21 protein-coding genes are annotated in these 23,485 nt (G+C 65.2%); 13 read left to right on the top strand and 8 right to left on the bottom strand.

Annotated features, from left to right (window positions below):
- The first annotated feature begins 37 nt into the window (after window positions 1-37).
- Genes EB230_RS26920 through ugpC form a run of 10 tightly spaced genes read left to right on the top strand, consistent with a single transcriptional unit; the run spans window position 38 to window position 9,549 of the window.
- Window positions 38-1,384, top strand: coding sequence for an ABC transporter substrate-binding protein (locus EB230_RS26920; protein ID WP_172374262.1), 1,347 nt, complete (start codon window positions 38-40; stop codon window positions 1,382-1,384).
- A 2-nt stretch (window positions 1,385-1,386) separates the two neighbouring features.
- Window positions 1,387-2,319 (top strand): sugar ABC transporter permease, encoded by a 933-nt coding sequence (locus tag EB230_RS26915; RefSeq protein WP_056564517.1) that lies wholly within the window; start codon window positions 1,387-1,389, stop codon window positions 2,317-2,319.
- On the top strand, window positions 2,316-3,152 hold the full coding sequence (locus EB230_RS26910; protein WP_056564514.1) for a carbohydrate ABC transporter permease: 837 nt from the start codon (window positions 2,316-2,318) through the stop codon (window positions 3,150-3,152). The genes EB230_RS26915 and EB230_RS26910 overlap by 4 nt, the downstream gene beginning before the upstream one ends.
- 5 nt (window positions 3,153-3,157) lie before the next feature.
- Window positions 3,158-3,979: a sugar phosphate isomerase/epimerase gene (locus tag EB230_RS26905; RefSeq protein WP_056565692.1), complete on the top strand. Its 822-nt coding sequence runs from the start codon at window positions 3,158-3,160 to the stop codon at window positions 3,977-3,979.
- A gap of 11 nt (window positions 3,980-3,990) precedes the next feature.
- Complete coding sequence (locus tag EB230_RS26900; protein ID WP_056564508.1) at window positions 3,991-5,067, top strand: Gfo/Idh/MocA family oxidoreductase; 1,077 nt, start codon at window positions 3,991-3,993, stop codon at window positions 5,065-5,067.
- Window positions 5,067-5,885, top strand: a complete 819-nt coding sequence (locus EB230_RS26895) for a sugar phosphate isomerase/epimerase (RefSeq protein WP_056564504.1) — start codon at window positions 5,067-5,069, stop codon at window positions 5,883-5,885. Before EB230_RS26900 ends, EB230_RS26895 begins: the two co-directional genes overlap by 1 nt.
- On the top strand, window positions 5,885-6,718 hold the full coding sequence (locus tag EB230_RS26890) for an alpha/beta hydrolase (protein WP_056564500.1): 834 nt from the start codon (window positions 5,885-5,887) through the stop codon (window positions 6,716-6,718). Before EB230_RS26895 ends, EB230_RS26890 begins: the two co-directional genes overlap by 1 nt.
- Window positions 6,715-7,437, top strand: a complete 723-nt coding sequence (locus EB230_RS26885; protein WP_056564496.1) for a ribulose-phosphate 3-epimerase — start codon at window positions 6,715-6,717, stop codon at window positions 7,435-7,437. Before EB230_RS26890 ends, EB230_RS26885 begins: the two co-directional genes overlap by 4 nt.
- Window positions 7,434-8,456, top strand: a complete 1,023-nt coding sequence (locus EB230_RS26880; protein WP_056564493.1) for an ROK family protein — start codon at window positions 7,434-7,436, stop codon at window positions 8,454-8,456. The genes EB230_RS26885 and EB230_RS26880 overlap by 4 nt, the downstream gene beginning before the upstream one ends.
- On the top strand, window positions 8,449-9,549 hold the full coding sequence (gene ugpC, locus EB230_RS26875) for a sn-glycerol-3-phosphate ABC transporter ATP-binding protein UgpC (RefSeq protein ID WP_056564490.1): 1,101 nt from the start codon (window positions 8,449-8,451) through the stop codon (window positions 9,547-9,549). The genes EB230_RS26880 and ugpC overlap by 8 nt, the downstream gene beginning before the upstream one ends.
- Window positions 9,550-9,617: 68 nt before the next feature.
- Here the strand turns inward: ugpC and EB230_RS26870 are convergent, their stop codons facing one another.
- Window positions 9,618-10,946, bottom strand: a complete 1,329-nt coding sequence (locus EB230_RS26870; protein WP_172374261.1) for a dicarboxylate/amino acid:cation symporter — start codon at window positions 10,944-10,946, stop codon at window positions 9,618-9,620.
- 218 nt (window positions 10,947-11,164) lie between these two features.
- On the opposite strand from EB230_RS26870, the gene EB230_RS26865 reads away from it, so the two are divergent.
- From EB230_RS26865 to EB230_RS26855, 3 genes are all read left to right on the top strand, one after another.
- Window positions 11,165-13,072 (top strand): sensor histidine kinase, encoded by a 1,908-nt coding sequence (locus EB230_RS26865; RefSeq protein WP_246738855.1) that lies wholly within the window; start codon window positions 11,165-11,167, stop codon window positions 13,070-13,072.
- Window positions 13,069-14,451, top strand: coding sequence for a sigma-54 dependent transcriptional regulator (locus EB230_RS26860; RefSeq protein WP_172374259.1), 1,383 nt, complete (start codon window positions 13,069-13,071; stop codon window positions 14,449-14,451). The genes EB230_RS26865 and EB230_RS26860 overlap by 4 nt, the downstream gene beginning before the upstream one ends.
- Window positions 14,452-14,519: 68 nt before the next feature.
- Window positions 14,520-14,942, top strand: coding sequence for a GNAT family N-acetyltransferase (locus EB230_RS26855; protein WP_056564481.1), 423 nt, complete (start codon window positions 14,520-14,522; stop codon window positions 14,940-14,942).
- On the opposite strand, the gene EB230_RS26850 is transcribed toward EB230_RS26855, so the two are convergent.
- The 7 genes from EB230_RS26850 to murQ form a co-directional block, all read right to left on the bottom strand.
- Window positions 14,939-16,054 (bottom strand): anhydro-N-acetylmuramic acid kinase, encoded by a 1,116-nt coding sequence (locus EB230_RS26850; protein ID WP_056565685.1) that lies wholly within the window; start codon window positions 16,052-16,054, stop codon window positions 14,939-14,941. The genes EB230_RS26855 and EB230_RS26850 overlap by 4 nt on opposite strands.
- 10 nt (window positions 16,055-16,064) lie before the next feature.
- On the bottom strand, window positions 16,065-17,078 hold the full coding sequence (locus EB230_RS26845) for a serine hydrolase (RefSeq protein ID WP_172374258.1): 1,014 nt from the start codon (window positions 17,076-17,078) through the stop codon (window positions 16,065-16,067).
- The gene (locus EB230_RS26840; RefSeq protein WP_172374257.1) at window positions 17,075-18,823 is read right to left on the bottom strand and encodes an ABC transporter ATP-binding protein; all 1,749 of its coding nucleotides are present in this window, start codon (window positions 18,821-18,823) and stop codon (window positions 17,075-17,077) included. The genes EB230_RS26845 and EB230_RS26840 overlap by 4 nt, the downstream gene beginning before the upstream one ends.
- Entirely contained in the window at window positions 18,820-19,659 is an 840-nt protein-coding gene (locus EB230_RS26835) for an ABC transporter permease (RefSeq protein ID WP_056564472.1), read from the bottom strand. The genes EB230_RS26840 and EB230_RS26835 overlap by 4 nt, the downstream gene beginning before the upstream one ends.
- Complete coding sequence (locus EB230_RS26830; RefSeq protein ID WP_172374256.1) at window positions 19,659-20,618, bottom strand: ABC transporter permease; 960 nt, start codon at window positions 20,616-20,618, stop codon at window positions 19,659-19,661. Before EB230_RS26830 ends, EB230_RS26835 begins: the two co-directional genes overlap by 1 nt.
- Window positions 20,619-20,765: 147 nt before the next feature.
- On the bottom strand, window positions 20,766-22,283 hold the full coding sequence (locus tag EB230_RS26825) for an ABC transporter substrate-binding protein (RefSeq protein WP_172374255.1): 1,518 nt from the start codon (window positions 22,281-22,283) through the stop codon (window positions 20,766-20,768).
- 123 nt (window positions 22,284-22,406) lie between these two features.
- Window positions 22,407-23,330, bottom strand: a complete 924-nt coding sequence (murQ, locus tag EB230_RS26820; protein ID WP_172374254.1) for an N-acetylmuramic acid 6-phosphate etherase — start codon at window positions 23,328-23,330, stop codon at window positions 22,407-22,409.
- Window positions 23,331-23,485: the final 155 nt, after the last annotated feature.

Below are 23,485 nucleotides of genomic sequence, written 5' to 3'. Positions count from 1 at the left end.
CGCGACATCGGGAGGCTGCCAGCCCTAGGAGGAGAAAATGACAGATATGAAAAAACGGCCGACCGCCGCACCTAAGCCTGTGGGTCATGTGACGATCGCCGATCGTCGCCAGTTTCTCATCGGTTCCGCCGGCCTGCTCGGCGCGGCCGCATTCGGGGCGGGGACGTCCCTCGGCATTGGCCGCGCCCGTGCCCAGTCGCGCGCCGAAATCAGCTTCGCCAGCGCGGCCTTCTTCGGCAAGGAGACCTTCGGCGACTTGATCAAGGCCTTCAACGAATCGCAGGACCGCATCCTGGTCAAGAACATCGAGTTGCCGCCGCCGAGCTCTTCGACCGAAGTCTACCAAGGCCTGGTGCAGCAGCTCGCCCGGCGCAACGGCACGCCCGACGTCTTCAGCCAGGACGTGATCTGGATCGCCGGCTTTGCCGCCGCCGGATGGGCGCTGCCATTGGACGAGTATTTCCCGGCCGACAAGCGCAGCGCCTACTTCACTGGAACCCTTAACGCCTGTACCTATGGCGGCAAGCTCACGGCCCTTCCCTGGTTCATGGATTCGGGCATGTTCTATTACCGCAAGGATGTGCTGGAAAAGCATGGCGGCAAGGTGCCGGAAAACTGGGCCGACATGGCCACCATCGCCGCTGCGGCGCAAAAGGCCGGTGATGTCGACTTCGGCTATCTCTGGCAGGGCAAGCAGGCCGAGGTCCTGGTCTGCGACGCCGTCGAGATCATCACCTCCAACAATGGCGCGATCCTGGCGCCCGACGGCAAGTCGTCGCTGATCAACCAGAAGGGTGCGGTCGAGGCGATCCAGTTCCTGCACGACACCATCGCAACCACCAAGATCAGCCCGCAGGACGTGCTGTCCTGGGACGAGGAGCCGTCACGCCAGCCCTTCACCTCCGGCAAGGCGATGTTCATGCGCAACTGGTCCTATGTCTACCCGATCGCGCAGGATGCCAAGGCTTCGCAGGTCGTTGACAAGGTTGGCGTGGCACCGCTGCCGTCGTTCCCCGGCGGCAAGAGCTCGGCCTGCCTCGGCGGCTACCAGCTTGGCGTCAATGCCAACTCCAAGCAGCGCGAGGCCGCGATCGAGCTGCTCACCTGGCTGTCGTCGACCGAGACCCAGCACCGCATCGCGCTGAATTTTGGCCTGGCGCCGACACGGCCGGCGTTGTTCCAGGACGAGCAGATCAAGAAGGAACAGCCCTTCATGGCGAGCCTGGAGAAAGTGTTCACCGGTGCCACGGCGCGGCCGATCACGCCGCAATACGCCAACGTGACGCTTGCCTTGCAGTCCGGCATCTCCAAGGCGCTGGTTTCGGGCAAGGTCCAGGCCGAGATGGACACGCTCGCCGACCAGATCAACAAGATCGTCGCCTGACCATGACCGCGGCCGCCACCATTCCAGGCGCCGGCCGGCCGCGGCGGCTTGGCAGGGCGCTCCCCGGCGCCTTCTGGGCCCTCATCCTGCTGACGCCGGCCTTCGTGTCGCTGGCGTCGGTCTCCTTCTACCCGATCGTCAACGGGCTCTATCTTTCGCTCACCAACACCTCGCTGATCACGCAGGATCAGGATTTCATCGGCTTTTCCAACTATGCGCAGCTGTGGGGCGACCCGCAGTTCTGGAACGCCTGGTGGCACACAATGGGGTTCACTGCCGCCTCGACGGTGCTGGAGACGGTGATCGGGCTCGGCATGGCGCTGATCCTGTGCGAGGCCTTCAAGGGGCGAGGGCTTGTCCGCGCGGCCATGCTGGTGCCCTGGGCGATGCCTACCGTCGTCACCTCAAAGATGTTCGGCTGGCTGTTCGACGGCCAAAACGGCATCGTCAACTACATCCTCCTGCATGCCGGGCTGATCGACCAGAACATCAACTGGTACGGCTCACCCGACACGGCGATGATCACCATCATCATCGCTGATGTCTGGAAGACGACGCCGTTCATGGCGCTGCTGCTTCTGACCGGTCTGCAGACGGTGCCCAATTCGCTGATCGAGGCGGCACGCATGGACGGCGCCAAGGGCTGGATCACCTTCTGGCATATCCGCTTGCCGCTCCTGATGCCAACCTTGCTGATAGCAGGCCTGTTTCGCGCGCTCGATGCCTTCCGCGTTTTCGACCTCGTCTATGTCTTGACCGGCGGCGGCCCCGCCGATTCCACCGAGACGCTGTCGACGCTGTCCTACAAGGTGCTCTTCTCGACGCTGCAGTTCGGCTACGGCTCGGCCGTGTCGACAGCGATGTTCATCACCGAGGGCATCATCGCGCTGGTCTTCGTCGTCTTCCTTGTCCGCCAGATCAGGAGGGCGCAATGAACGAGACGCGCTCACCGCTGCAGAGCTTCGCCATCTATGCCGGCGCCTTGCTGATCCTCATCTGGTCGGGCGGTCCTTTCCTCTGGCAGTTCTCGACCTCCTTCCAGCTCGACAAGATGCTGACCTCGGGATCGCCGTCGCTGATCCCGCATCCCTTCACGCTGGAGCATTATTACAACGCCTTTTTCGAGAAGCAGCTTCACCGCTATGTCTGGAACTCGCTGGTGGTCTCGCTGGCGACGACCTTCCTGTGCTTGTTTGTCGGCTCGCTGGCCGCCTTCGCGCTGTCGCGGCTCAACATCAAGGGCCGCTTCGGCGTCCTCATGGTCATCCTGTCGGTGTCGATGTTCCCGCAGATCGCGCTGGTCGGCCCGCTCTATCTCGTCGCCACCAATCTCGGCCTGCTCGACACCTACACGGCGCTGATCATCACCTATCTGGCGCTCGGCCTGCCGCTCGTCACCTGGGTGCTGTTCGGCTATTTCGAGACCCTGCCGCGCGAGATCGACGAGGCGGCGCGCATGGATGGCGTCAGCGTTCCCGGCCTGCTCTGGCGCATCATCCTGCCGATGTCGCTGCCGAGCCTGGTGACGACAGGCCTGCTTGCCTTCATCACCGCGTGGAACGAATTCCTGTTCGCGCTCGCCTTCACTTCCAACATCGACCGGCAGACGATCCCGGTCGGCATCGCCAACTTCACCAACCTCTATTACGTCCCCTGGGGCGACATCGCCGCGGCCTCCGCCGTGGTGACCGTGCCCCTGATCCTTCTGGTGCTGTTCTTCCAGCGCCACATCATCGAGGGATTGACCCAGGGCGGCGTCAAGGAATGAACGACATGACACAGACGAAGCTCAAGGTCGGCTGCCAGACCTTCACCTGGGAAATGCTTGGAAAAGCCTGGACCGGCGGCCCCGACGATCTGTTGAAGGCGATCGCCGATGGCGGCTATGCCGGCATCGAGATCACCGACACCATGATCGGCCGCTATGCCGATCGGCCGTCGCAGTTCGCCGCCGCGCTGAAATCGTCCGGCCTGACGCTCGTCTCCTTCGCCTTCGGTTCGAAGAGCGGTTTCACGCTCAAGGAGGAGATCGGCGCCGACCTCGAGGCGGCGCAGCGCTGGATCGATTTCGCTTCCGCCTTTCCCGGCGCGCTGGTGTCGATGGGGTCGGCAACCGTGGTGTCCGAAGGGCCGCGCGATGACAAGTTCGCCATCGCCGCCGAGATTTACAACAAGGCCGGCGAGCTTGGCCGCAAGGCGGGCGTCCAGGTGGCGGTGCATCCGAGCTCGCATCACAACACGCTGCTGTTCGACCGCGCCGATTACGACAGGATCTTTGCCTTGCTCGACCCCGACCTGGTCGGCTGGGTGCCGGACACCGGCCACATATTGCGCGGCCACAAGGACATGGCCGACACGCTGCGCACCTACCGCGACCGCATCCGCTATATCCATTTGAAGGACGTCGACGCCGACGGTACCTGGGCGATGCTGGGCAAGGGCGTCTGCGACACCCAGACGGTCATCGAGATCGCGAACACCGCGCCGCGTTTCAACGGCTGGCTGGTGCTGGAAGAGGAATCCGAGACGGCCGCCGCCGATCCCGCCGGCGCGGTCAAGACCAACCGCCAGACAATGCGCGGCTACGGCGCCTGAAGAACGAGACGATGATCAAGAAACAAGACAGACGCCTCAGGGTCGGTGTGCTCGGCTGCGGCCCCATCGCGCAGTTCGCGCATTTGCAGTCCTGCGCGAAGGCCGGAAATGCCGACCTCTACGCCATCTGCGACGCGGCGCCCGACCTGCTCGCCCGCATGGGCGCCACCTACGAGCCTCGGAAGATGTATGCCGATTATGACGCGATGCTCGCCGATCCCGAGCTGGAGGCGGTGATCGTGGCGACGTCAGACGCCTATCACGTGCCGATGTCGATCAAGGCGCTCGATGCCGGCAAGCATGTTCTGTGCGAAAAGCCGATCGGCACCTCCGTCGAGGAAGGCGAGGCTCTCGCGGCAGCGGTGAAGCGCTCCGGAAAGGTGCTGCAGGTAGGTCACATGAAGCGCTTCGACCCGGCGCTTGAGGCGGCCCGCGACTTCGTCCGCGACGAGATGGGCGAGGTGCTGGCGCTGAAGGCCTGGTATTGCGATTCCACCCATCGCTACACCAACACCGACGCCATTCAGCCGCTGCCCGTCACCAGCAAGCTGGCGAGGAAACCTTCGGGCAATCCAAAGGCCGATTTGCGGCAGTACTTCATGCTGGCGCACGGCTCGCATCTCGTCGATACCGCGCGCTTCCTGTGCGGCGAGATCACCGCCGTGCGCGCCCGCCTCAACGAGCGTTTCGGCGCCTATTGCTGGTTCGTCGAAACCGAATTCGCCAGCGGCGCGCTCGGCCATCTTGATCTCACGGTGGCCGTACGCATGGACTGGCACGAGGGGTTTCAGCTTTATGGCGAAAACGGTTCGGTCATCGCCAAGACGTTCAACCCCTGGTACTTCCGCGCCAGCGAGGTCGACATCTTCCATGAGAAGGACGCGACCTCGCGCAGACCACTCGGCGCCGACGGCCATTTTTTCCGCCGCCAGCTGGAAGGTCTTGCCGATACCGTACTGAACGGCGCGCCGATGCGCGGCGCCAATGTCGAGGACGGTATCGCCTCGATCCGCGCCATGGTGGCGATTGCCCGCTCGGTTGTATCCGGCGAGCGGGTCGAACTCGCCTCGGTTTCGGGCGCGGTCTGATGCGCCTCGGCATTTTCGCCAAGACTTTCACGGGCAGCGACCCGGCCGCTGTGCTGGCCGCGGTGAAGCAGGCCGGATACGAGACGACGCAGTTCAATCTCGCTTGCGCCGGCCTGCCGTCGATGCCGGATGCGGTACCAGAACAAGCTATCTTAGCCATTCGCGCTGCCGCGCAATCATCAGGCGTTTCGCTCGTCGCCCTGTCGGGCACGTACAATATGGCGCATCCCGACAAGGCCGTGCGTGACGATGGCCTGCGGCGCCTTGCCGTCGTCATCGAGACGGCTTCTGCCCTGGATATTCCCTTGGTCACGCTCTGCACCGGTTCGCGCAATGCCGCCGATCAATGGGCGTATCATCCCGACAATGCCACACCGTCCGCCTGGTCCGACATGGCTGCCGAGATGGCGAAGGCGCTGGCGTTGGCGGAAGAAGCCGGCGTCGATCTCGGCATCGAGCCCGAGCAGGCCAATATCGTCACCTCCGCCGCGGATGCGACGCGCCTGATCGCCGACATGGGCTCCAGCCATCTCAAGATCGTGCTCGATCCGGCGAACCTGTTCGAGCACGCGACGCCGGACGAAGCGCGTGCGATCGTTGCGGACGCGATCGAGGAGGCCGCCGGCCATATCGCCATGGCGCACGCCAAGGATCGGCATGGTGACGGCCGCTTCGCCACGGCAGGGCAAGGCATCGTCGATTTTCCGGATTTCGTCGCGCGGCTGAAGGGAGCGGGTTTCGATGGTGCGCTCGTCACCCACGGCCTGTCCGCTGGTGAGGCGCCTGGTGTCGCCGCCTTCTTGCGGGGACTGCTGTGATGAGCGCCGCGCCGACGGTCATGCATCGCGACGATGCCGCCCTTCGTGTCTTCGACACCGGACAGGGCGAGCTTCCCGTCGTCTTCCAGCACGGCCTCGGCGGCGATGCCAATCAGGTGGCGCAGAATTTTCCTGACGGCCCGTCGTGCCGCCGGCTGACCGTCGAGTGCCGCGCGCAGGGCGGCTCCGGCGCTGGCAGCAAGCGTCCGTTCTCGATCGCGATGTTCGCCGATGACGTGTTGGCGGCCGCCGATGCGGCCGGGCTTGACCGCTTCATCGCCGGTGGCATCTCGATGGGTGCGGCGATCGCGTTGCGGCTTGCCGCCTGCCACCCGGACCGCGTGCTTGGCCTGGTGCTGGTGCGTCCCGCCTGGGCCTTCGCTGCGGCGCCGCAAAACATGCGCCCTTACACGGAGGTAGCGGACCTCATCCGCCGGCTTCCACTGGCTGAGGCCCGGGACACCTTCGCATCCTCCGCGACATCGGCCCGCTTTCGCACGGAAGCGCCGGACAATCTCGCCTCGCTGCTCGGCTTCTTCCAGCGCGAAAACGCTGATGTCTTTGCCGAGGTGATGCAGGCGATCGCCAATGACGGGCCCGGCGTGACGCGGGCGCTAGCCGCCAGCCTCGCAAGACCCACGCTCATCATCGGCAGCGGCATCGACCTCGTCCATCCCTTGGCCACCGCCCGTGAGCTCGCCGAGACCATCCGCAATGCGGTCTTCGCCGAGGTCACGCCAAAGGCCACCGACAAGGATCGCCATTTCGCCGAAATCCGCGCCGCCATCGGCGCCTTTCTCGACAGAAATTTCAACAACCAGGACCAATCATGACTTCAAAGCCTCTGTCAGGCCCGGCCGCCATCGCCGCATTGCCGCGCGATCGCCTGATCGCCGAATTCTCGCTCTGGTCGGCCAATCTCGCCAATTTCGAGAGCGACCTGAAGCGCATCGAACCTTATGTCGATCTGCATCACATCGATGTGGCGGACGGCCATTTCGCGCCGTCCTTCCTGTTCTTCCCCGATCTCGTCGCCCGCATTGCCGGCCTGACGGCGAAGCCCATCCACGTCCATCTGATGGTCGATGCCGCAATCGTCGAGGCGCAGACGCGCCAGTTCATTGAGGCCGGCGCCGACATGATCAGCGTCCATGCCGAAAACGGCGAGGCGGGATTGCGCGCCGCACGGCTGGCCCGTGAGCTCGGCGCCGAAGCCGGTGTCGTGCTGAGGCTGGAGACGCCGGTCGAGGTGATGAAGCCTTTCGTCTCCGAGGTCGCCTTCGTCACGCTGCTGGGCACCGCGATCGGCGTGAAGGGCCAGGGCCTGTCGGAGACGGCCTGCGACAGGCTGGGTGCTGCCCGCGCCATCCTGCGAGAAGCTGGTCGCGAGGACGCCGTCGTTCTTGCCGCCGATGGCGGCATCCGCCACGAGACCGTGCCGCTGCTGCGTGCCGCCGGCGCCGAGACCGTGGTGCTCGGTTCGCTTGCCTTTGGCGACAAGGATCTGGCCGGTCGCATCGGCTGGCTGCACGGGCTGAAGGTCGCGGCATGAGCACCGAGGCCGCCCTCGCGATCGATCTTGGCGGTACCGAGCTTCGTGCCGCGCTGGTCGACCGCGACGGCAAGATCCTGGCCTTCGCCGCCGTGCCGACGCAGGCGCAGGCCGGCCCCGACGTGGTGATCGGCCAGATCGAGGCGTTGGCCGCCTCCGTGCATGCCGAGGCGCCGGGGCTTGCCATTGTCGGCGTCGGCGTCGGCGCGCCTGGACCGCTCGATCCGCTGGCCGGCATCGCCGTCGGGCCGCCGACGCTGGCCGGCTGGCAGGACGTCCCGCTGGCCGACATGCTCGAGCGGCGGCTTGGCCTGCCGGTGCGGCTGGAGAACGACGCCAACGCCGCGGCACTTGGCGAATGGCGCTTCGGTGCCGGCCATGGCGCACGCTCGCTGGTCTTCGTCACGGTCTCGACCGGCATCGGCGGCGGTGTCGTCGCCGATGGGCGCATCCTGCACGGCCGTCGCGGCCTTGCCGCCGAGATCGGCCACATGACCATCACCAATGAAGGCGAGCGCTGCATGTGCGGCGTCGTCGGCTGTTTCGAGGCCGTCGCCTCGGGCACGGCACTTGGCCGCCGCGCCAACGCCGCGACGTCGGCATTCGATGGCTCGACGCTGCGTCGCCTTTCGGCCAACGCCGAGGTTACGGGACGCCATGTGGTCGAGGCGGCGCGGTTGCAGGACGATCTCGCTTTGGCCCTGCTCGAGGAGGAAGCCCGCTGGCTGGGCGTCGGCTTCACCAATCTTCTGCATCTCTATTCGCCCGACGTGCTGGTCGTCGGCGGCGGCATCGGCAATGGCCTCGACCTGATGCATCCGGTCATCGAGGCGACCATTCGGCAACGCGCCATGCGTGCCTATCGCGACGTGCCGGTGGTCCAGGCGCAGCTCGGCCGCCATGCCGGGCTGGTCGGCGCCGCCAGCCTTGTGCTGTTTGATGATTTGGATGCGTTGGCCGCCCGCATGCCTGTCGGGCCAAGCATCTATCCGGACAAGAGGAGGGACTTCAATGGCTGAGCTCAAGTTGCGCGGCGTGCGCAAGTCCTATGGCAACGCCGAGGTCATCAAGGGCGTCGACCTCGATGTCGGCGACCGCGAGTTCGTCGTCTTCGTCGGCCCGTCCGGTTGCGGGAAGTCGACGCTGCTGCGCATGATCGCGGGGCTGGAGAAGATCACAGCGGGCGAGCTCATGCTCGACGGCGCGCGCATCAACGAGGTCGATCCGTCCGAACGCGGCCTTGCCATGGTGTTCCAGTCCTACGCGCTCTATCCGCATATGACGGTGGCCGAGAACATGGGCTTCGCGCTGAAGATCGCCGGCCTGCCGGTGGCCGAGCGAGACGCCAAGGTCAAGGCCGCGGCCGACGTGCTGCAGCTGTCGCATCTGCTCGGCCGGCGGCCCAAGGAACTGTCCGGCGGCCAGCGCCAGCGCGTCGCCATCGGCCGCGCCATCGTGCGCCAGCCGAAAGTCTTCCTGTTCGACGAGCCGCTGTCGAACCTTGATGCGGCACTGCGCGTCAACATGCGGCTGGAACTCATGCAACTGCATGAGCGGCTCGCCGCCACCATCGTCTATGTCACGCACGACCAGACCGAGGCGATGACCATGGCAGACAAGATCGTCGTCCTCAATGGCGGCACGATCGAGCAGGTCGGCTCTCCGCTCGATCTCTATAACCGCCCGGCCAATGTCTTCGTTGCCGGCTTCATCGGCTCGCCGAAGATGAACATACTGCCGGTGCGGGTCGTGTCCGCGGATGGGAATGGCGTTGCGGTCGCCTTGCCGGGCGGTGCCAGCCTGGTCGTTCCAGCCGCTGCGGGCGGGCTGGCGCCGGACAGCGAACTGCTGCTTGGCATCCGGCCGGAGCATATCCGCATCGCCGATGCGGGCCAGTTCAAGGGCGAGGCGGTGCTGGCCGAGCGGCTCGGTGGCTTGACTATCCTGCATGCCGATATCGGCGAGACGGCCAGGCTTGTCGTGCAGACCGAAGGCACCGACACTACCCCGCTGCACAGCCCCGTCGCGATGCAGGTCGATCCGTCCCACTGCCATCTGTTCGCCGCCGATGGCAAGGCGCTGGCGCCACTTGGCGGAACGCGCGCCGCCTGACGTCTTCGAGGCATGAAATGGCCGGAGGCAATGCCTCCGGCCATTCGCTATCGTGCGTTCCCGCGGGATCACTCGGCTGGAACGATGTCCGCCGGCAGGCTGTCGTCGGCCGTACCCGCCAGGGCTCTCGCCAGCTTGGCCTCGTCGAGTTCGCCTTCCCAGCGCGCGACCACCAGCGTGGCGACGGCGTTGCCGATGAAGTTGGTCAGCGCCCGGCACTCCGACATGAAACGGTCGACGCCGAGGATCAGCGCCATGCCGGCGACCGGCACGGAGGGGACCACCGAAAGCGTCGCGGCGAGCGTGATGAAGCCCGCGCCGGTAATGCCGGCGGCACCCTTCGAGGACAGCATGGCAACCAGCAACAGCAGGATCTGGTCGCCCATCGACAGGTGGATGTTCGTCGCCTGCGCGATGAACAGCGCGGCCAGCGTCATGTAGATGTTGGTGCCGTCGAGGTTGAAGGAATAGCCGGTGGGGATGACCAGGCCGACCACCGAGCGCTTGGCGCCGGCCTTCTCCATTTTCTCCATCAGCGAGGGGAGGGCGGCTTCCGACGAGGAAGTGCCCAGCACCAAAAGCAGCTCTTCCTTGATGTAGCGGAGCAGCGACAGGATGGAGAACCCGTTGTAACGGCAGACCGCACCCAGCACGACGAACACGAACAGCAGCGACGTCGCGTAGAATGTGCCGACCAGCATGGCGAGGTTGATGACCGAGCCGATGCCGTATTTGCCGATGGTGAAGGCCATGGCGCCGAAGGCGCCGATGGGGGCGGCCTTCATCAAGACGCTGACCAGCTTGAACATAGGCGCCATCAGCGCCTGCAGGAAGTTGAGCACCGGCGCGCCCCTGTCGCCGACCAGAGCCAGCGCGATGCCGAACAGCACCGAGAAGAACAGCACCTGCAAAATGTCGCCATCGGCGAAGGCGCCGACGATCGTGCCGGGAATGATGTTCATCAGGAAACCGGTGACCGACTGGTCATGCGCCTTGGCGGCATAGGTGTTGACGGTCGAGGCATCGAGCGTTGCCGGGTCGATGTTGAAGCCGGCGCCCGGCTGTACGACATTGGCCACGATGAGGCCGATAATGAGCGCCAGCGTCGAGAAGGTGAGAAAATAGAGCATCGCCTTGCCGGCAACGCGGCCGACCTTCTGCAGGTCGCTCATGCCGGCGATGCCGGTCGCCACCGTCAGGAAGATGACCGGGGCGATGATCATCTTGACCAGCTTGATGAAGGCGTCGCCGAGCGGCTTCATGCTCTCGCCGATCGACGGATAGTAATGGCCGAGCAGGATGCCGACGGTGATCGCCACCAGCACCTGCACGTAGAGTTGGGCATAGAGGGGCTTGCGCTGCGCGGCGGCCGCGCCCGGTTGGTCTGCGATGTGCATCGAACTCTCCCTGGCCGGATGGACGGAACCCGTCCTGCGTGACTTCTCCCATCGCGGCGTTCCGGTCGCCCGCCGCTGGAGGGAGTTTTGCAAGCGCTGTGCCAGATCGGGGAAAGCCCGGAATCCCGGGATTCCGGGCATTCTTCGGCTGCCTTCGGTGGAGGCGTGTGCGGATTTCCGCACAGGAGGCGTTTGCCTGGGCGGAATTTCGCATTAGAGTGTGGCCACAAGGCCGCGAGAAAAGGGAGAGGCAGACGCCGCAGGCACGCACTGATAGCGGCTCGGCCGGGTTCGCCGGCGGCGAAGCGCTGCGCGAGGCGGTTGGCCGGCTGCGCGAAGGCCGCTGGCTGATCGTCGTTATCGCCCTTGCGATACTGGCCGGCGCGATCGCCATTGCGGGACGCATCGCCACCGGCCAGGCGACCAGTGACCTGCGCGACACGGCACTTGCCGCCCTGCCGCTGGCGGCGGGGACGCTGACAGGCGAAATCGAGAAACAGCGCCTCGTCCCGCTGGTGCTGGCACGCGACGACGCGGTGCGCGGGGCCTTGCGCCGGGCCGGGACGATGCAGGAAGCGGCTCTCAACGACAAGCTCAAGGCGATCGCCGGCGATGCCTCGGCCTCCGCCATCTACGTCATCGACACGGCGGGCATCGCGATATCGGCCAGCAATGCCGGCGAGCCGACCAGCTTTGTCGGCATCGACTATAATTTCCGCCACTATTTCAACGAGGCAATGGCGAAAGGCTCCGCCAGCCAGTATGGCCTGGGCACGATCAGCGGCCGGCCGGGTCTCTATCTTTCGAGTCGCGTCGACGACAACGGCAAGCCGCTGGGCGTCGTGGTGTTGAAGGTCGAGCTCGACGGTGTCGAGGCCAATTGGCGCTCCAGCGGGTTCCTGGTTTTCGTCACCGACGAACGCGGCGTCGTTCTGGCCACCAGCGAGCCCGAATGGCGGTTTCACGCGCTGGCGCCGCTCTCCGCCCAAGATGCCGCCGCTGCCCACGAGCAGTTGCAATTGGCCGATGCCGCCTTCGAACCGCTGCCGATGCGGCGCGCTGCCGGCGACGGCCTGGCGACGATCGAGGGCTCGGGAAAGCCGCGCCAGTTCGTCGAGGTGGTGCAGGGCCTGCCCGATGCGGTCCCGGGCTGGCGCCTCTGGCTGCTGACGCCGGCCGACGCCGCCCTCTCGTCCGCCGCCAACACGGCGCGCCTGACGACGCTGCTTGGGCTGCTGCTGACCGGCTTGCTTGCCTATGTGCTCACAAGACGCCGCCGCGCACGCCGGCTGCGGCAAGAGGCGCTGGCGCGCATGAATGCCGAGCTCGAAAGCCGGGTGTCCTCGCGAACCGCCGAACTGACACGCTCCAACTCGGCACTCGCCGGCGAAATCGCCGAGCGTGAGAGCGCCGAAGCCAAGGTCCGCCGGCTGCGCGACGATCTCGCCCAGGCCAACCGGCTTTCCATCCTAGGCCAGATTGCCGCGGGCGTCGCGCATGAGATCAACCAGCCGGTCGCCGCGATCCGCACCTATGCCGAGAATGCCGGCCGCTTTCTCGAAGGCGGCAAGACAGAACCGGCAACCGGCAATCTGACGTCGATCGTCTCGATGACCGAACGCATTGGCGCCATCACCAGCACCTTGCGGACTTTCGCCCGCCGGCCCGGTGTCGCCGCTTCGCCGCTGCCGGTGCGCGAGGCGATCGACGGCGCACTGTCGTTGCTCTCCGGCCGCATCCGCGATTCCGGCGTCACCATCGTCAAGCCACGCGGCAATGCATCGCCGATGGTGATGGCAAGCCGCATCCGGCTGGAGCAGATCCTGGTCAACCTGCTGCAGAATGCGCTCGATGCCATGAAGGACCAGCCAGATCCCCGCATCGAGATCGATCTCGCCGAGCGCGACGACAGGGTGCTGATCTCGGTGCGCGACAACGGTCCCGGCCTCGGGCCGGAAGCGGCGGGCAATCTGTTCATGCCGTTCCAGACCACCAAGGAGAAAGGGCTCGGCCTCGGGCTGGTGATCTCGCAGGAGATCGCCCAGGAACTGGGCGGCACGCTGCGGCTCGATCCCGACAGCGCCGCCGGGGCATCCTTCACCATTGATTTGAGGCGAATTGAATGAACGAGGGACCAGGGCTGGTGGCGCTCGTCGAAGACGATGCCGACCTGTTGCACGCCACCACGCAATTGCTCGAACTCGCCGGCTTCACGGTGGTCGCGCGCGACGCCGCGGAGGCAGCGCTTGCTGTCGTCGACAGGGACTTCGATGGCGTCGTCGTCAGCGATATCCGCATGCCGGGCATGAACGGGCTGCAGCTGTTCGATCGCATCAAGGCGATCGACCCTGATATACCCGTGATCCTGGTCACCGGGCATGGCGATGTCGACCTTGCCGTCGCCGCGCTCAAGGACGGCGTCTATGATTTCATCCCGAAGCCCTATGCCGGCGATCGGCTCGTCGAGGCGCTGAAACGGGCGAGCGAGAAGCGACGGCTGGTGATGGAGAACAGGCGCCTGCGTGAAGCCGCGGCACAGGCTGCCGACGGCCTGCCGCTGATCGGCGAAGCGCCCTCGATCCGCCGCCTGCGCGAAACCTTGCGCCAGATCGCCGACATGGATGTCGATGTGCTGGTGGAAGGAGAGACCGGGACCGGCAAGGAAGTGGTGGCCGACCTCCTGCACCGGTGGGGCCGGCGCCGGGCAAAGCCCTTCGTGGCGTTGAACTGCGGTGCTCTGCCCGAGACCGTCATCGAAAGCGAGCTGTTCGGCCACGAGGCCGGAGCGTTCACCGGCGCGCAGCGGCGGCGGATCGGCCGCGTCGAGCATTCCAGCGGCGGCACGCTGTTCCTCGACGAGATCGAATCCATGCCGCCGGCTCTCCAGGTCAAGCTGCTGCGGGTGCTGGAGACACGCAGCTTGACCCCGCTTGGCTCGAACGAGACCCGGCGCCTCGATCTCAGGGTCGTGGCGGCGACCAAGGTCGATCTCGGCCGGCCCGACCAGCGCGGCGACTTCCGCGAGGACCTCTATTTTCGCCTCAACGTGGTGACGCTGCGCATTCCGCCGCTGCGTGAGCGGCGCGGCGATATCCCCATGCTGTTCGGGCATTTCCTCGGCAAGGCGGCGGAGCGCTTCGGTCGGCCGGTCGCAAAGGTGAACGCCGCGGTAAGCGATCATCTCCAGTCGCATGACTGGCCGGGTAATGTGCGCGAGCTCGCCCATTTTGCCGATCGCGTGGCGCTCGGTCTCGGCCCGGACGACGAAGCCGAGGCGCCCGCGCGGCTTGCGGAACCCTCGGCGGCGTTGCCGGAGCGGGTCGGGCAATATGAGGCACAGCTCATCCGCGATGCGCTGCGCGACCATGGTGGCGATGTGCGCGGGGCCATCGACGCGCTCGGCGTGCCGCGCAAGACATTCTACGACAAGCTCAAGCGCTACGGCATCGCCGCATCCGAATTCCGCAATGGCGGAGATCCGCACCCTGTTCGAGAGCCGACATAGACATTGCGCCAGGGCTTTGCGCCTCGTAACGCTTCACTCCCATCCAGCCGAGCTTTCCGGAAAGAGCCATGAAGACGAACCTAGAAACAACGGCAAACCCCTTGCCGGAAGAACTGGCCTTTCTCGGCGAGCGCCTGACGGTGTTCAACGATGGCGATGTCGGCGCGTCCGAAAGGAAACCGCTGGCTGTGTTCGTGCGTGACGAGGATGGCGCGATTGTCGCCGGCATTTCGGGCTACACGGCCTGGGGCTGGCTTTACGTGCAATGGCTGTGGGTCGACGAGAGGCTGCGCGGCCAGCACATGGCCGGCAAGATGCTGGACGCGGCCGAACAGGAAGCCGTGGCGCGCGGTTGCCACGGCGCGTTGATCGACACCTTCAACCCGAACGCCGACAAGGTCTACCGGCGCCAGGGCTATCAGCCCTTCGGAACGCTGGCCGATTTTCCGGTCGGGCGCAGCCGCATCTTCCTGCAGAAGAAACTGGTTTAACCGGCAAGCTTTCCGCCGCGCATCGGCTGCGGCGCACCCGTGGTGCTCGGAAAACTGATCGGCAGGCCGCGCAGCACGCGCACCGCGAGGAAGGCGAAACACTCGGCCTCCACCGCGTCGCCGCTCCAGCCGAGGCTTTCGGCCTGCACCACCTCGACACCGGCGCGGCTGGCGAGCATGGCCATCATCGTCGGATTGTGGCGGCCGCCGCCGCTGACCACCAGCTTCTTCGGCCGGTGTGGCAAGAGGTCGAGGGCCTTGCCGACGGCGCCGGCGGTGAAGGCGGTGAGCAGGGCCGCACCATCCTCGACGTTGAGGCCATCGGCCATGGCGGCGCCGAAGTCGAAACGGTCCAGCGATTTGGGATAGGGCTTGCTGAGATAAGGATGCTGCAACAGCTTGGCGAGCCTTGCCTCGTCGACCGTTCCCGCCCGGCCAAGCGCGCCGTCGCGGTCCATTTCGCCTAGCCCCCTCGACTTGATGAAATCGTTGAGCGGTGCGTTGGCGGGGCCGGTGTCGAAGGCGACGACATTGTCGGCGCCGTCCCACCAGGTGATGTTGGCGACGCCGCCGAGGTTAAGCACGGCGACCTCGCCGCTGGCGCCAGCGCTGCGCATCAGCGCGGTGTGATAGGCCGCGGCCAGGGGGGCGCCTTGCCCGCCGGCGCGCATGTCGGCCGACCGGAAATCATAGGCCACCTTGGTGCCCAAGATGGCGTGCATCAGCTCGCCGTCGCCGAGTTGCCGGGTCTGGCCGAGCCGTCCGACCTGCGGCGCGCGATGCAGCACGGTCTGGCCGTGGAAGCCGACGACGCCGATATCGGCCATCGTCATGCCGTAGCCTTCGACCAATTCCTTCACCGCTGCCGACTGGGCACGCGTCAGCGCTTCCTCGGCCTTGCGGAAGATCGCCGGTTCCGGCCCGACGAAGTTCCAGGCCCGTGCGGCCGTCAGCGTCTCTTCCAGCAGCGAGCGGATCGATTGGGGATAGGGCATCAGCCGATACGTGCCGAAATCGTCGATCCGCTCGCCGTCGGTCTTGATCAGCGCGACGTCGATATTGCCGTCAAGCACGGTGCCGGTCATCAGGCCGACAGCCCAGATTGGTTCCATCATCTAGCTCCTAGAGTCCATTGACGAGATCGCCGACCGTCTGCCGCAGCGAAGCGATTCCGCTGTCGAAATGACGTGTCGGATGGATCCGGTTGGTGAGCAAGGTCCAGGCCCTGCCTCTGTCGAAATCGACCCACAGTCCGGTGCCCGTGAAGCCGGTATGGCCGATCGTTCCCGGGCTGCACAAGGACCCGCCGGACCAGCCCTCGTACGGGCGCTCCCAGCCATGAGTACGAGTGGCGGACAAGGGCGTGCGCATCAGCGCGATCGAATTCTTGGAAGCGCCGGTCAGCAGCTCCTGCGCGAAATCCAGCACCGAAGCGGCCGTTCCGAACAGGCCGGCATGACCTGCACCCTGCAGGGCCGAGCAATTATCGTCATGGACTTCGCCGGACAGCACGCGATGACGCCAGGTGCAGTCCTCGGTCGCCGCGGCGACATCCGGCTCCGTTGACCATGCAAAGCCGGGGCCAGGATCCAGGTCGCGGATGGTGTTGCCCGAAAGCCGTTCCAGCGCAAAGCCGAGCAGGATGAAATTGATGTCGGAATAGACGGGGTCACGGGCGCGCCATTCGCGCTGCAGGATGAAGGCGCGCAGCAGGTCGGGGTCACGCCCGTAAGTGTAGATCGGCTCGACGGCGGGGAACGGGGTCTGGTGGCCGAGGCATTGGCGAAACGTCACCTGCCGCTCCCAGGCCCCTGCGTCATACTGGCGAAGGTCAGGCAGAACCGAGATCAGCGGCGCGTCGAGATCGATGACGCCGTCCTCCGCCAGCGCCAGGATGCGCGGCGTGGTGAAGATGACCTTGGTCAGCGATGCAAGGTCGAACCAGGTTTCGACCTGCATGGAGCGCTGCCTCGGCACCAACTGCGCCGAGCCGATCGCCCTGGCGATGCGGTGGCCATTGCTGTCGACAATGCCGAGCACGCCGCCGGGAATACGCTTGGCGGATACAGCTGCTGCTAGTGGCGCAAACACCCGGTCGAAGAGCTGTTGAAGATCGCTGGAGGGAACTGAAGTCACGCCTCAACCCTTGCTCGATGGTCCGGCCCAAACTGCTCCCACCGCGCCGGCGTCGGTTCAAATCCCCGAGGACGCACAAGCGAAGGCACTTGGCGTGTGTCCAGTTCGAAATGCTCACGCCGCCGCTCGATGGTTGGAACGGCTGATATCAGCTTCTTCGTATAGGAATGCTTCGGCTTTGACAGCACCGAGGCCGCGTCGCCGATCTCGACGATCTGGCCGGCATAGATGACGGCGATGCGATGAGCGATCCGCTCGACGACAGCCATGTCGTGCGAGATGAAGAGATAAGCCAGCCCGAACTCGCGCTGCAGGTCGACCAGCAGCTCCAGCACCTTGGCTTGCACCGAGACGTCCAGCGCCGACACTGCTTCATCGAGAACGACGACCGACGGATTGAGCATCAGCGCGCGGGCAATGCAAAGCCTCTGCCGCTGGCCGCCGGAGAATTCATGCGGGTAGCGCCCTAGGCTGTTCCTGGGCAGGCCGACGCGTTCCAGAAGGTTCGCCATCCTCGCCAGCGTTTCCGCATTCACCCGGCCGCTGGTGGCGATCACCGGTTCGGCCAGGATGCTCTCGATCGTCAGCCTCGGGTTAAGTGAGGCATAGGGGTTCTGGAACACCATCTGCACGGGCTTGGTGCCGCGCTCGGCGGAAGCCGCTCGGGTGCCGACCGAGAAGCTGCCGCGTGTCGCGCGCACCAGGCCGAGAACCGCCTTCGCGGTTGTCGATTTGCCAGAACCGCTCTCACCGACGATGGCCAAGGTCTCGCCCGGCATCAGGTCGAAATCGACGCCGTCGACGGCGTGCACGGCGCCGGTGGCGCGACTGAAGAAATTACTCTTGAGGGGGAACCTCACGACCAGTCCGTCGACCTTCAAGGCCGGTTCTGCATGTGCGTCCCCGGCGCGCTGTCCGTCCGCGCGCGTAGCGCTTCCGTTGGCGAAATGCGGCACGTCCTGCAGCAGATGCTGCGTGTAGGGATGCCGCGGGTGATCGAGGATCTGGTTTAGCTCGCCTTGCTCCACGGCCTGCCCGTTCTGCATCACCATCACCTTGTCGGCGATGCCGGCAACGAGGCCGATATCATGGGTGATGAAGATGACAGACATGCCTGTCTCGCGCTTCAGTTCGGCCAGCAGGGCCATGATCTGCGCCTGCACGGTGACGTCGAGCGCCGTGGTCGGCTCGTCGGCGATCAGCAGGCGTGGATTGCAGGCCAGCGCGATGGCGATCATCACCCTTTGCAGCATGCCGCCGGACAACTGGTTGGGCGTGTATTTCAGCCGCCGCGCTGCGTCGGGAATGCGCACGCGGTCGAGCGCATCCTTGGCCGCGGCCGTGGCCTGCCTGCCGGTCAGCCCGCGGTGCAGGCGAAACGATTCCTCGATCTGCGTACCGATGGTCAGAACCGGGTTGAGCGATGTCATCGGCTCCTGGAAGATCATGCCGATCTCGGCGCCGCGAATGCCGGTCAGTTGCGGTTCGGTGGCGGCCATCAGGTCGAAGAGGCTGCCGTCGGTACGCTTCAGTTTCATCGAGCCGCCAATGATGCGGCCGCCGCCGAAATCGATCAGCCGGTTGATCGACAGCGCTGTGACGGATTTGCCGGAGCCGCTTTCGCCGACAATGGCCAGTGTTTCGCCGTCGGCGAGGTCGAAGCTGACGCCGCGCACCACTTCATTGGCTTGAGGATTGCGGCCGAAGCCGACGCGCAGATCGCGGACGGACAGCAGCGGCGTCATGCCGGCGCCCTCCGCATCCTGGGGTCGAGGATATCGCGCAAGGCGTCGCCCAGAAGGTTGAAGCCAAGGATGCTGATCATGATGGTCAGGCCTGGAAAGATCATCAGCCAGGGCGCGGTCTCCATCAGATTGCGGCTGTCGCTCAGCATCAGGCCGAGCGAGGCGGCGGGCGGCTGTGTTCCCAGACCGAGGAAGCTCAGGCCGGCTTCGGTCAGCAGCGCCCAGGCCAGCGCCAGCGTCACCTGCACGGTCAGCGGCGCCACCAGATTGAGCAGCAGGTGCCGCGTGACGATGTAGCTCGAACTGCTGCCGAAGGTGCGCGCGGCGTCGACGAATTCGCGCGCCTTGAGCGACAAAGCAGGGCCGCGCACCACGCGGGTGAAGATCGGCGTGTAGACGATGCCGATGGCGACGACACTGGTCCATGTGCCCGGCCCGGCGACGGTGACGATGAGCAATGCCAGAAGGATCGCCGGGAAGGCCAGCAGCACGTCCATGATGCGCATCACCACGCCGTCCCAGCGGCGTCCGAGCCAGGCTGCCGCCAGCCCGAGAACCGTGCCGGCAAGGGTCGCGAAGGCAACCGAGAAGAAGGCGACCGTGAAGGACTGCCCGATGCCCGCCATCAGCCGGCTGGCCACGTCGCGGCCGAACAAATCGGTGCCCATCCAGTAGGCGCCGCTTGGCGCATGCAGCCGGTCGACGCGGAACTGCGTGATCGGATTGTGCGGCGTCAGCCCGGCGAGGCCGAGGATGGCGATCAGCAGGTAGATGCCGACGATGACGCCTCCGATGCGGCCGCTGCCATGGCCGAAAATGGCGCGCAGGATACGCATCACTGCTCTCCAAGCCGGATGCGCGGATCGAGCCCGACATAGGCGAGGTCGACCAGGAGGTTGACGATCATGAAGTTGAAGGCGATGAACAGCACGCTGCCCTGCACCAGAGCGTAGTCGCGCTGCAGGATGGCGTCGAGCACCATGCGTCCAAGCCCGGGCAGCGCGTAGATTTGCTCGACGATGACGGCGCCGCCCAGGAGATAGCCGAATTCGATGCCGCTCAGCGTCACCACCGGGATCAGCGCATTGGGCAAGGCATGCCGCCAGATGACGCTGCGCGCCGGCGCGCCCTTGCTGCGCGCGGTGCGCACATAATCGTCGCTCAACACGTCGAGCATGGCCGAACGCGATATGCGGGTGACGGACGCGGCGAAGGCGAAGCCGAGCGTGATGGCGGGCAGGATCAGCTGGCTGAGATTGCGCAAGGGATCCTGCCAGAGCGGCGCGAATTCGCCCATCGCCGGCAGCACGCCGAAGCCGGCCGACAGCGCGTAGATGATCAAGAGGCCAAGCACGAAGCTCGGCGTCGACTGGCCGATCATGGCGACGATGCGCACCCCAAGGTCGGATGGCTTTTCATTATGCGTGGCGGCATAGATCCCGGCCGGCATGCCGACGGCGAGCGCGATGATCATCGACAGCAGAGCCAGTTCCAGCGTCAGCGGAAATCGCTCGAGAATGACGTCGAGAACCGGCCTGCCATAGGTGACGGAGATGCCGATATTGCCGTGCAGGATGCCGCCGATCCAGCGCCAGTACTGGACGAACCAAGGCTGGTCGATGCCGAAATAGGCGGCGAGCGCATCCCGCTGCGCCGGCGTCAGCAGGCCGGCTTCGGTGCCCAGCATCGCCGTGATCGAATCGCCCGGCACCATCCGGATCGCCACGAAGACCAGGATGGACACGCCAAGCAGGACGAGAGGAAACGTCGCCAGTCGCCGCATCAGATAGTTCACGCGAAGGATACCTCTCGTCTAGAGCATGATGCCGAAAAGTGTGAAGCGGTTTTCGGACGACATCATGCTCTATCCCTTTGATCTAGAGGCGGATTCAGATTTCAGGTCGATTCGGCCTGAATCATCCGGCTCTAGTGCCTGGCAGGGCTACTGCTGGATGGTAACCTTGCTCAGGCTGAACAGCGTGCCCGTCGGCGTCGGCACGAAGCCGGCGATGTTCTTCTGCTGGGCCGTGTAGCTGTAGGACGTGTAGAGCCAGATCCAGGGCGACACCTCGGCGAGGTGCTTCTCGAACGCGGCGAAGATCGCCTTGCGTTTGGCCGGGTCGGTTTCGGCGCGGCCCTGCTGCATCTGGCTGTCCAGCGTATCGTCGATGTAGTTCGCCACCTTCTGCAGATTGCCTGCCTTGGTCCAGTAGCGGTTATACATGGTGTAGGGGTCGGCGCGGCCGCCATTGAGCGCGATCGCCATGTCGAAATCGCCCTTCAGCCAGGCATCGACATAGACGTTGAGCTCCATCATCTTGATGTCGAGCTTGACGCCGATTTCGGCGAGCTGCGACTGGATGACCTGTGCTTCCGCCGCCGCCGTCGGCGGCTCGCCGGTGGCGCCGATCACGGTCGCCGAAAAGCCATCGGCAAAACCGGCCTCGGCCATCAGCTTCTTGGCCTTTTCCACGTCGCGCTTGTAGCAGAACAGCTGGCTCGGATCGGTCGCCAGCGCCGGGATGGTCAGCGGTCCGGTGACCTTGCCTTCGCCGAGCGAGGCGGTGTCCAGCACCTCCTGCCGGTCGATGGCGCAGGAGATCGCCTGACGCACCTTGAGCTCGGTCATCGGCTTGCGCGAAGGGTTGAGCTGCAGCACGTGGTAGGCGAGAACCGGCACGCGGTTCAGCTGCAGGCTGGCTTCCTTCGGCACCAGCGTGGCGACCAGCGGGTCGTTGAGCAGCGCGAAATCGATCTGCTTGGTGCGCATGGCGGCAAGGATCGCGGCCTCGTCAGGCAGCACGCTGATCTCGATGCCGTCGACGCCGGTCGCGCCACCGGCCCAACCCTTGTTGGCGCTCAGCACTTCCTTGGCGTTGGGATCCCATTTGTCGAGCTTGAACGGGCCGGAGCCGAGCGCCTTGGTGCCGATCGAGCCGGCCTTGATTTCGCTGGCCGGGACGATCGCCGCGTTGACGTCGCTCATCGCCGTCAGGATCGGCACGTCGGGTTGTGACAGATGAAACACGACGGTCGCCGCATCGGGCGTGTCGATGCCGGCGATCGACAGGAAGTTGGCGCGGGCCGCCGCTCCTGTCTTCTCGTCGAGGATGCGCTCGAACGAGGCCTTGACATCGGCTGAGGTGACGGCCGCGCCATCCTGGAATTTCGCCTTGGGGTCGAGCTTGAAGGTCAGTTCCTTGCCGTCCTTGGAGAACTCCCAGGACGTGGCGATGGCTGGAATGATCCGCAGGCTGGCATCGACCCGCACCAGCGGCTCATAGATCAGTTCCAAAAGCCGCAGCGACGAGAATGCCGTCTGCTTGTGCGGATCAAGCCCGGTGGCGTCTTGCGACCAGGCCATGTGCAACGTCGCCGCCTGCGTCGGAACCGTCGCGATGCCGAGCATCGCTGCCAGGGTGATACCCGACAGCAGCGTTCTTGTGAGATGCCCTATCATTTTCGTCTCCCATTATGATTTGACTTGATGCCTTGCAGTTTCCGCGAGCCGCTTCCAAGACACACACGCTTTGGAGTATCGGCCCAGTCTATGCGGCTTCGCGCCGTCTTGTCTCAAGCGGTGTCACACCGCGCTCTCGCTGATCGCCCTTCGCAGGAAACCTCCGGCCTTCGCGAGGGCGGCCTGAGCCGCCTCGACATCCATGCCGGTGATCGTCACCAGGATCGCCAGTTTCACATCGTTACCTGTCTGATGAAGTGCCTGTTTGGCCCGCTGTACCGTACAGCCCGTCGTCTGCATGACCATCCTGGTTGCCCTCGCCACCAGCTTCTTGTTGGACGGGTTGAGGTCGACCATCAGGTTCTGAAAACTCTTGCCGATGCGGATCATCGAGGCCGTGGTCAGCATGTTGAGCACCAGTTTCTGCGCGGTCCCGGACTTCAGCCGGGTCGAGCCGGTGAGGACTTCGGGGCCAACGACCGGCGAAATGGCGATGTCGGCGATGCCGGCAATGGTCGACGCCGGATTGCACGACAAGGCGACCGTCGTTGCGCCCACTTGCTTCGCATAGGTCAATCCACCGATGACATAGGGCGTGCGCCCACTGACCGCGATGCCGACGACCACATCGTTGGCCGTGAGGCCAATATCTTGCAGCGCCCGCGCCCCCATCCTCGGATCGTCCTCCGCGCCTTCCGTCGACCGAACCAACGCGTCGGGTCCGCCGGCGATCAAGCCGATCACCATATCTTCGGACACGCCGAAAGTGGGCGGGCATTCCGAAGCATCGAGAACGCCGAGCCGGCCGCTAGTGCCGGCGCCGATATAGATCAGCCGCGCGCCTTTCTGGAAGGCGAGCACGATGCGGTCGACCGCTGCGGCAATTTCCGGCAGCACCTTTTCAACAGCCGCGGGGACAAGCCTGTCCTCGTCATTGATCTTGCGCAGGACATCGATGGTCGGCAGCAGGTCTATGTCGACGGTGCGCGGGTTGCGGCCTTCGGAAACCAGCCGGTCCAGCTCGGACATCAATCCTTGTTCCGTCATTCCAATGCTTTCAAAAAGTCCTGTCGCACGACCGGCGTCGAGCACGGCCCCAACCGGCGCCAGCACTCAGGGACGCTCCGGCCGGCCCGATCAGTTTTCCCTCGTTAACTTTTTAGAATTTGATATTCACATCGTCAACAAATATCTGGAATATT

Origin of the sequence: Mesorhizobium sp. NZP2234 (genome assembly GCF_013170765.1) — a bacterium.
GTDB lineage: Bacteria > Pseudomonadota > Alphaproteobacteria > Rhizobiales > Rhizobiaceae > Mesorhizobium > Mesorhizobium loti_D.
Note: the sequence above shows the minus strand (reverse complement) of the source record. Positions and strands in the feature narration are given on the sequence as shown.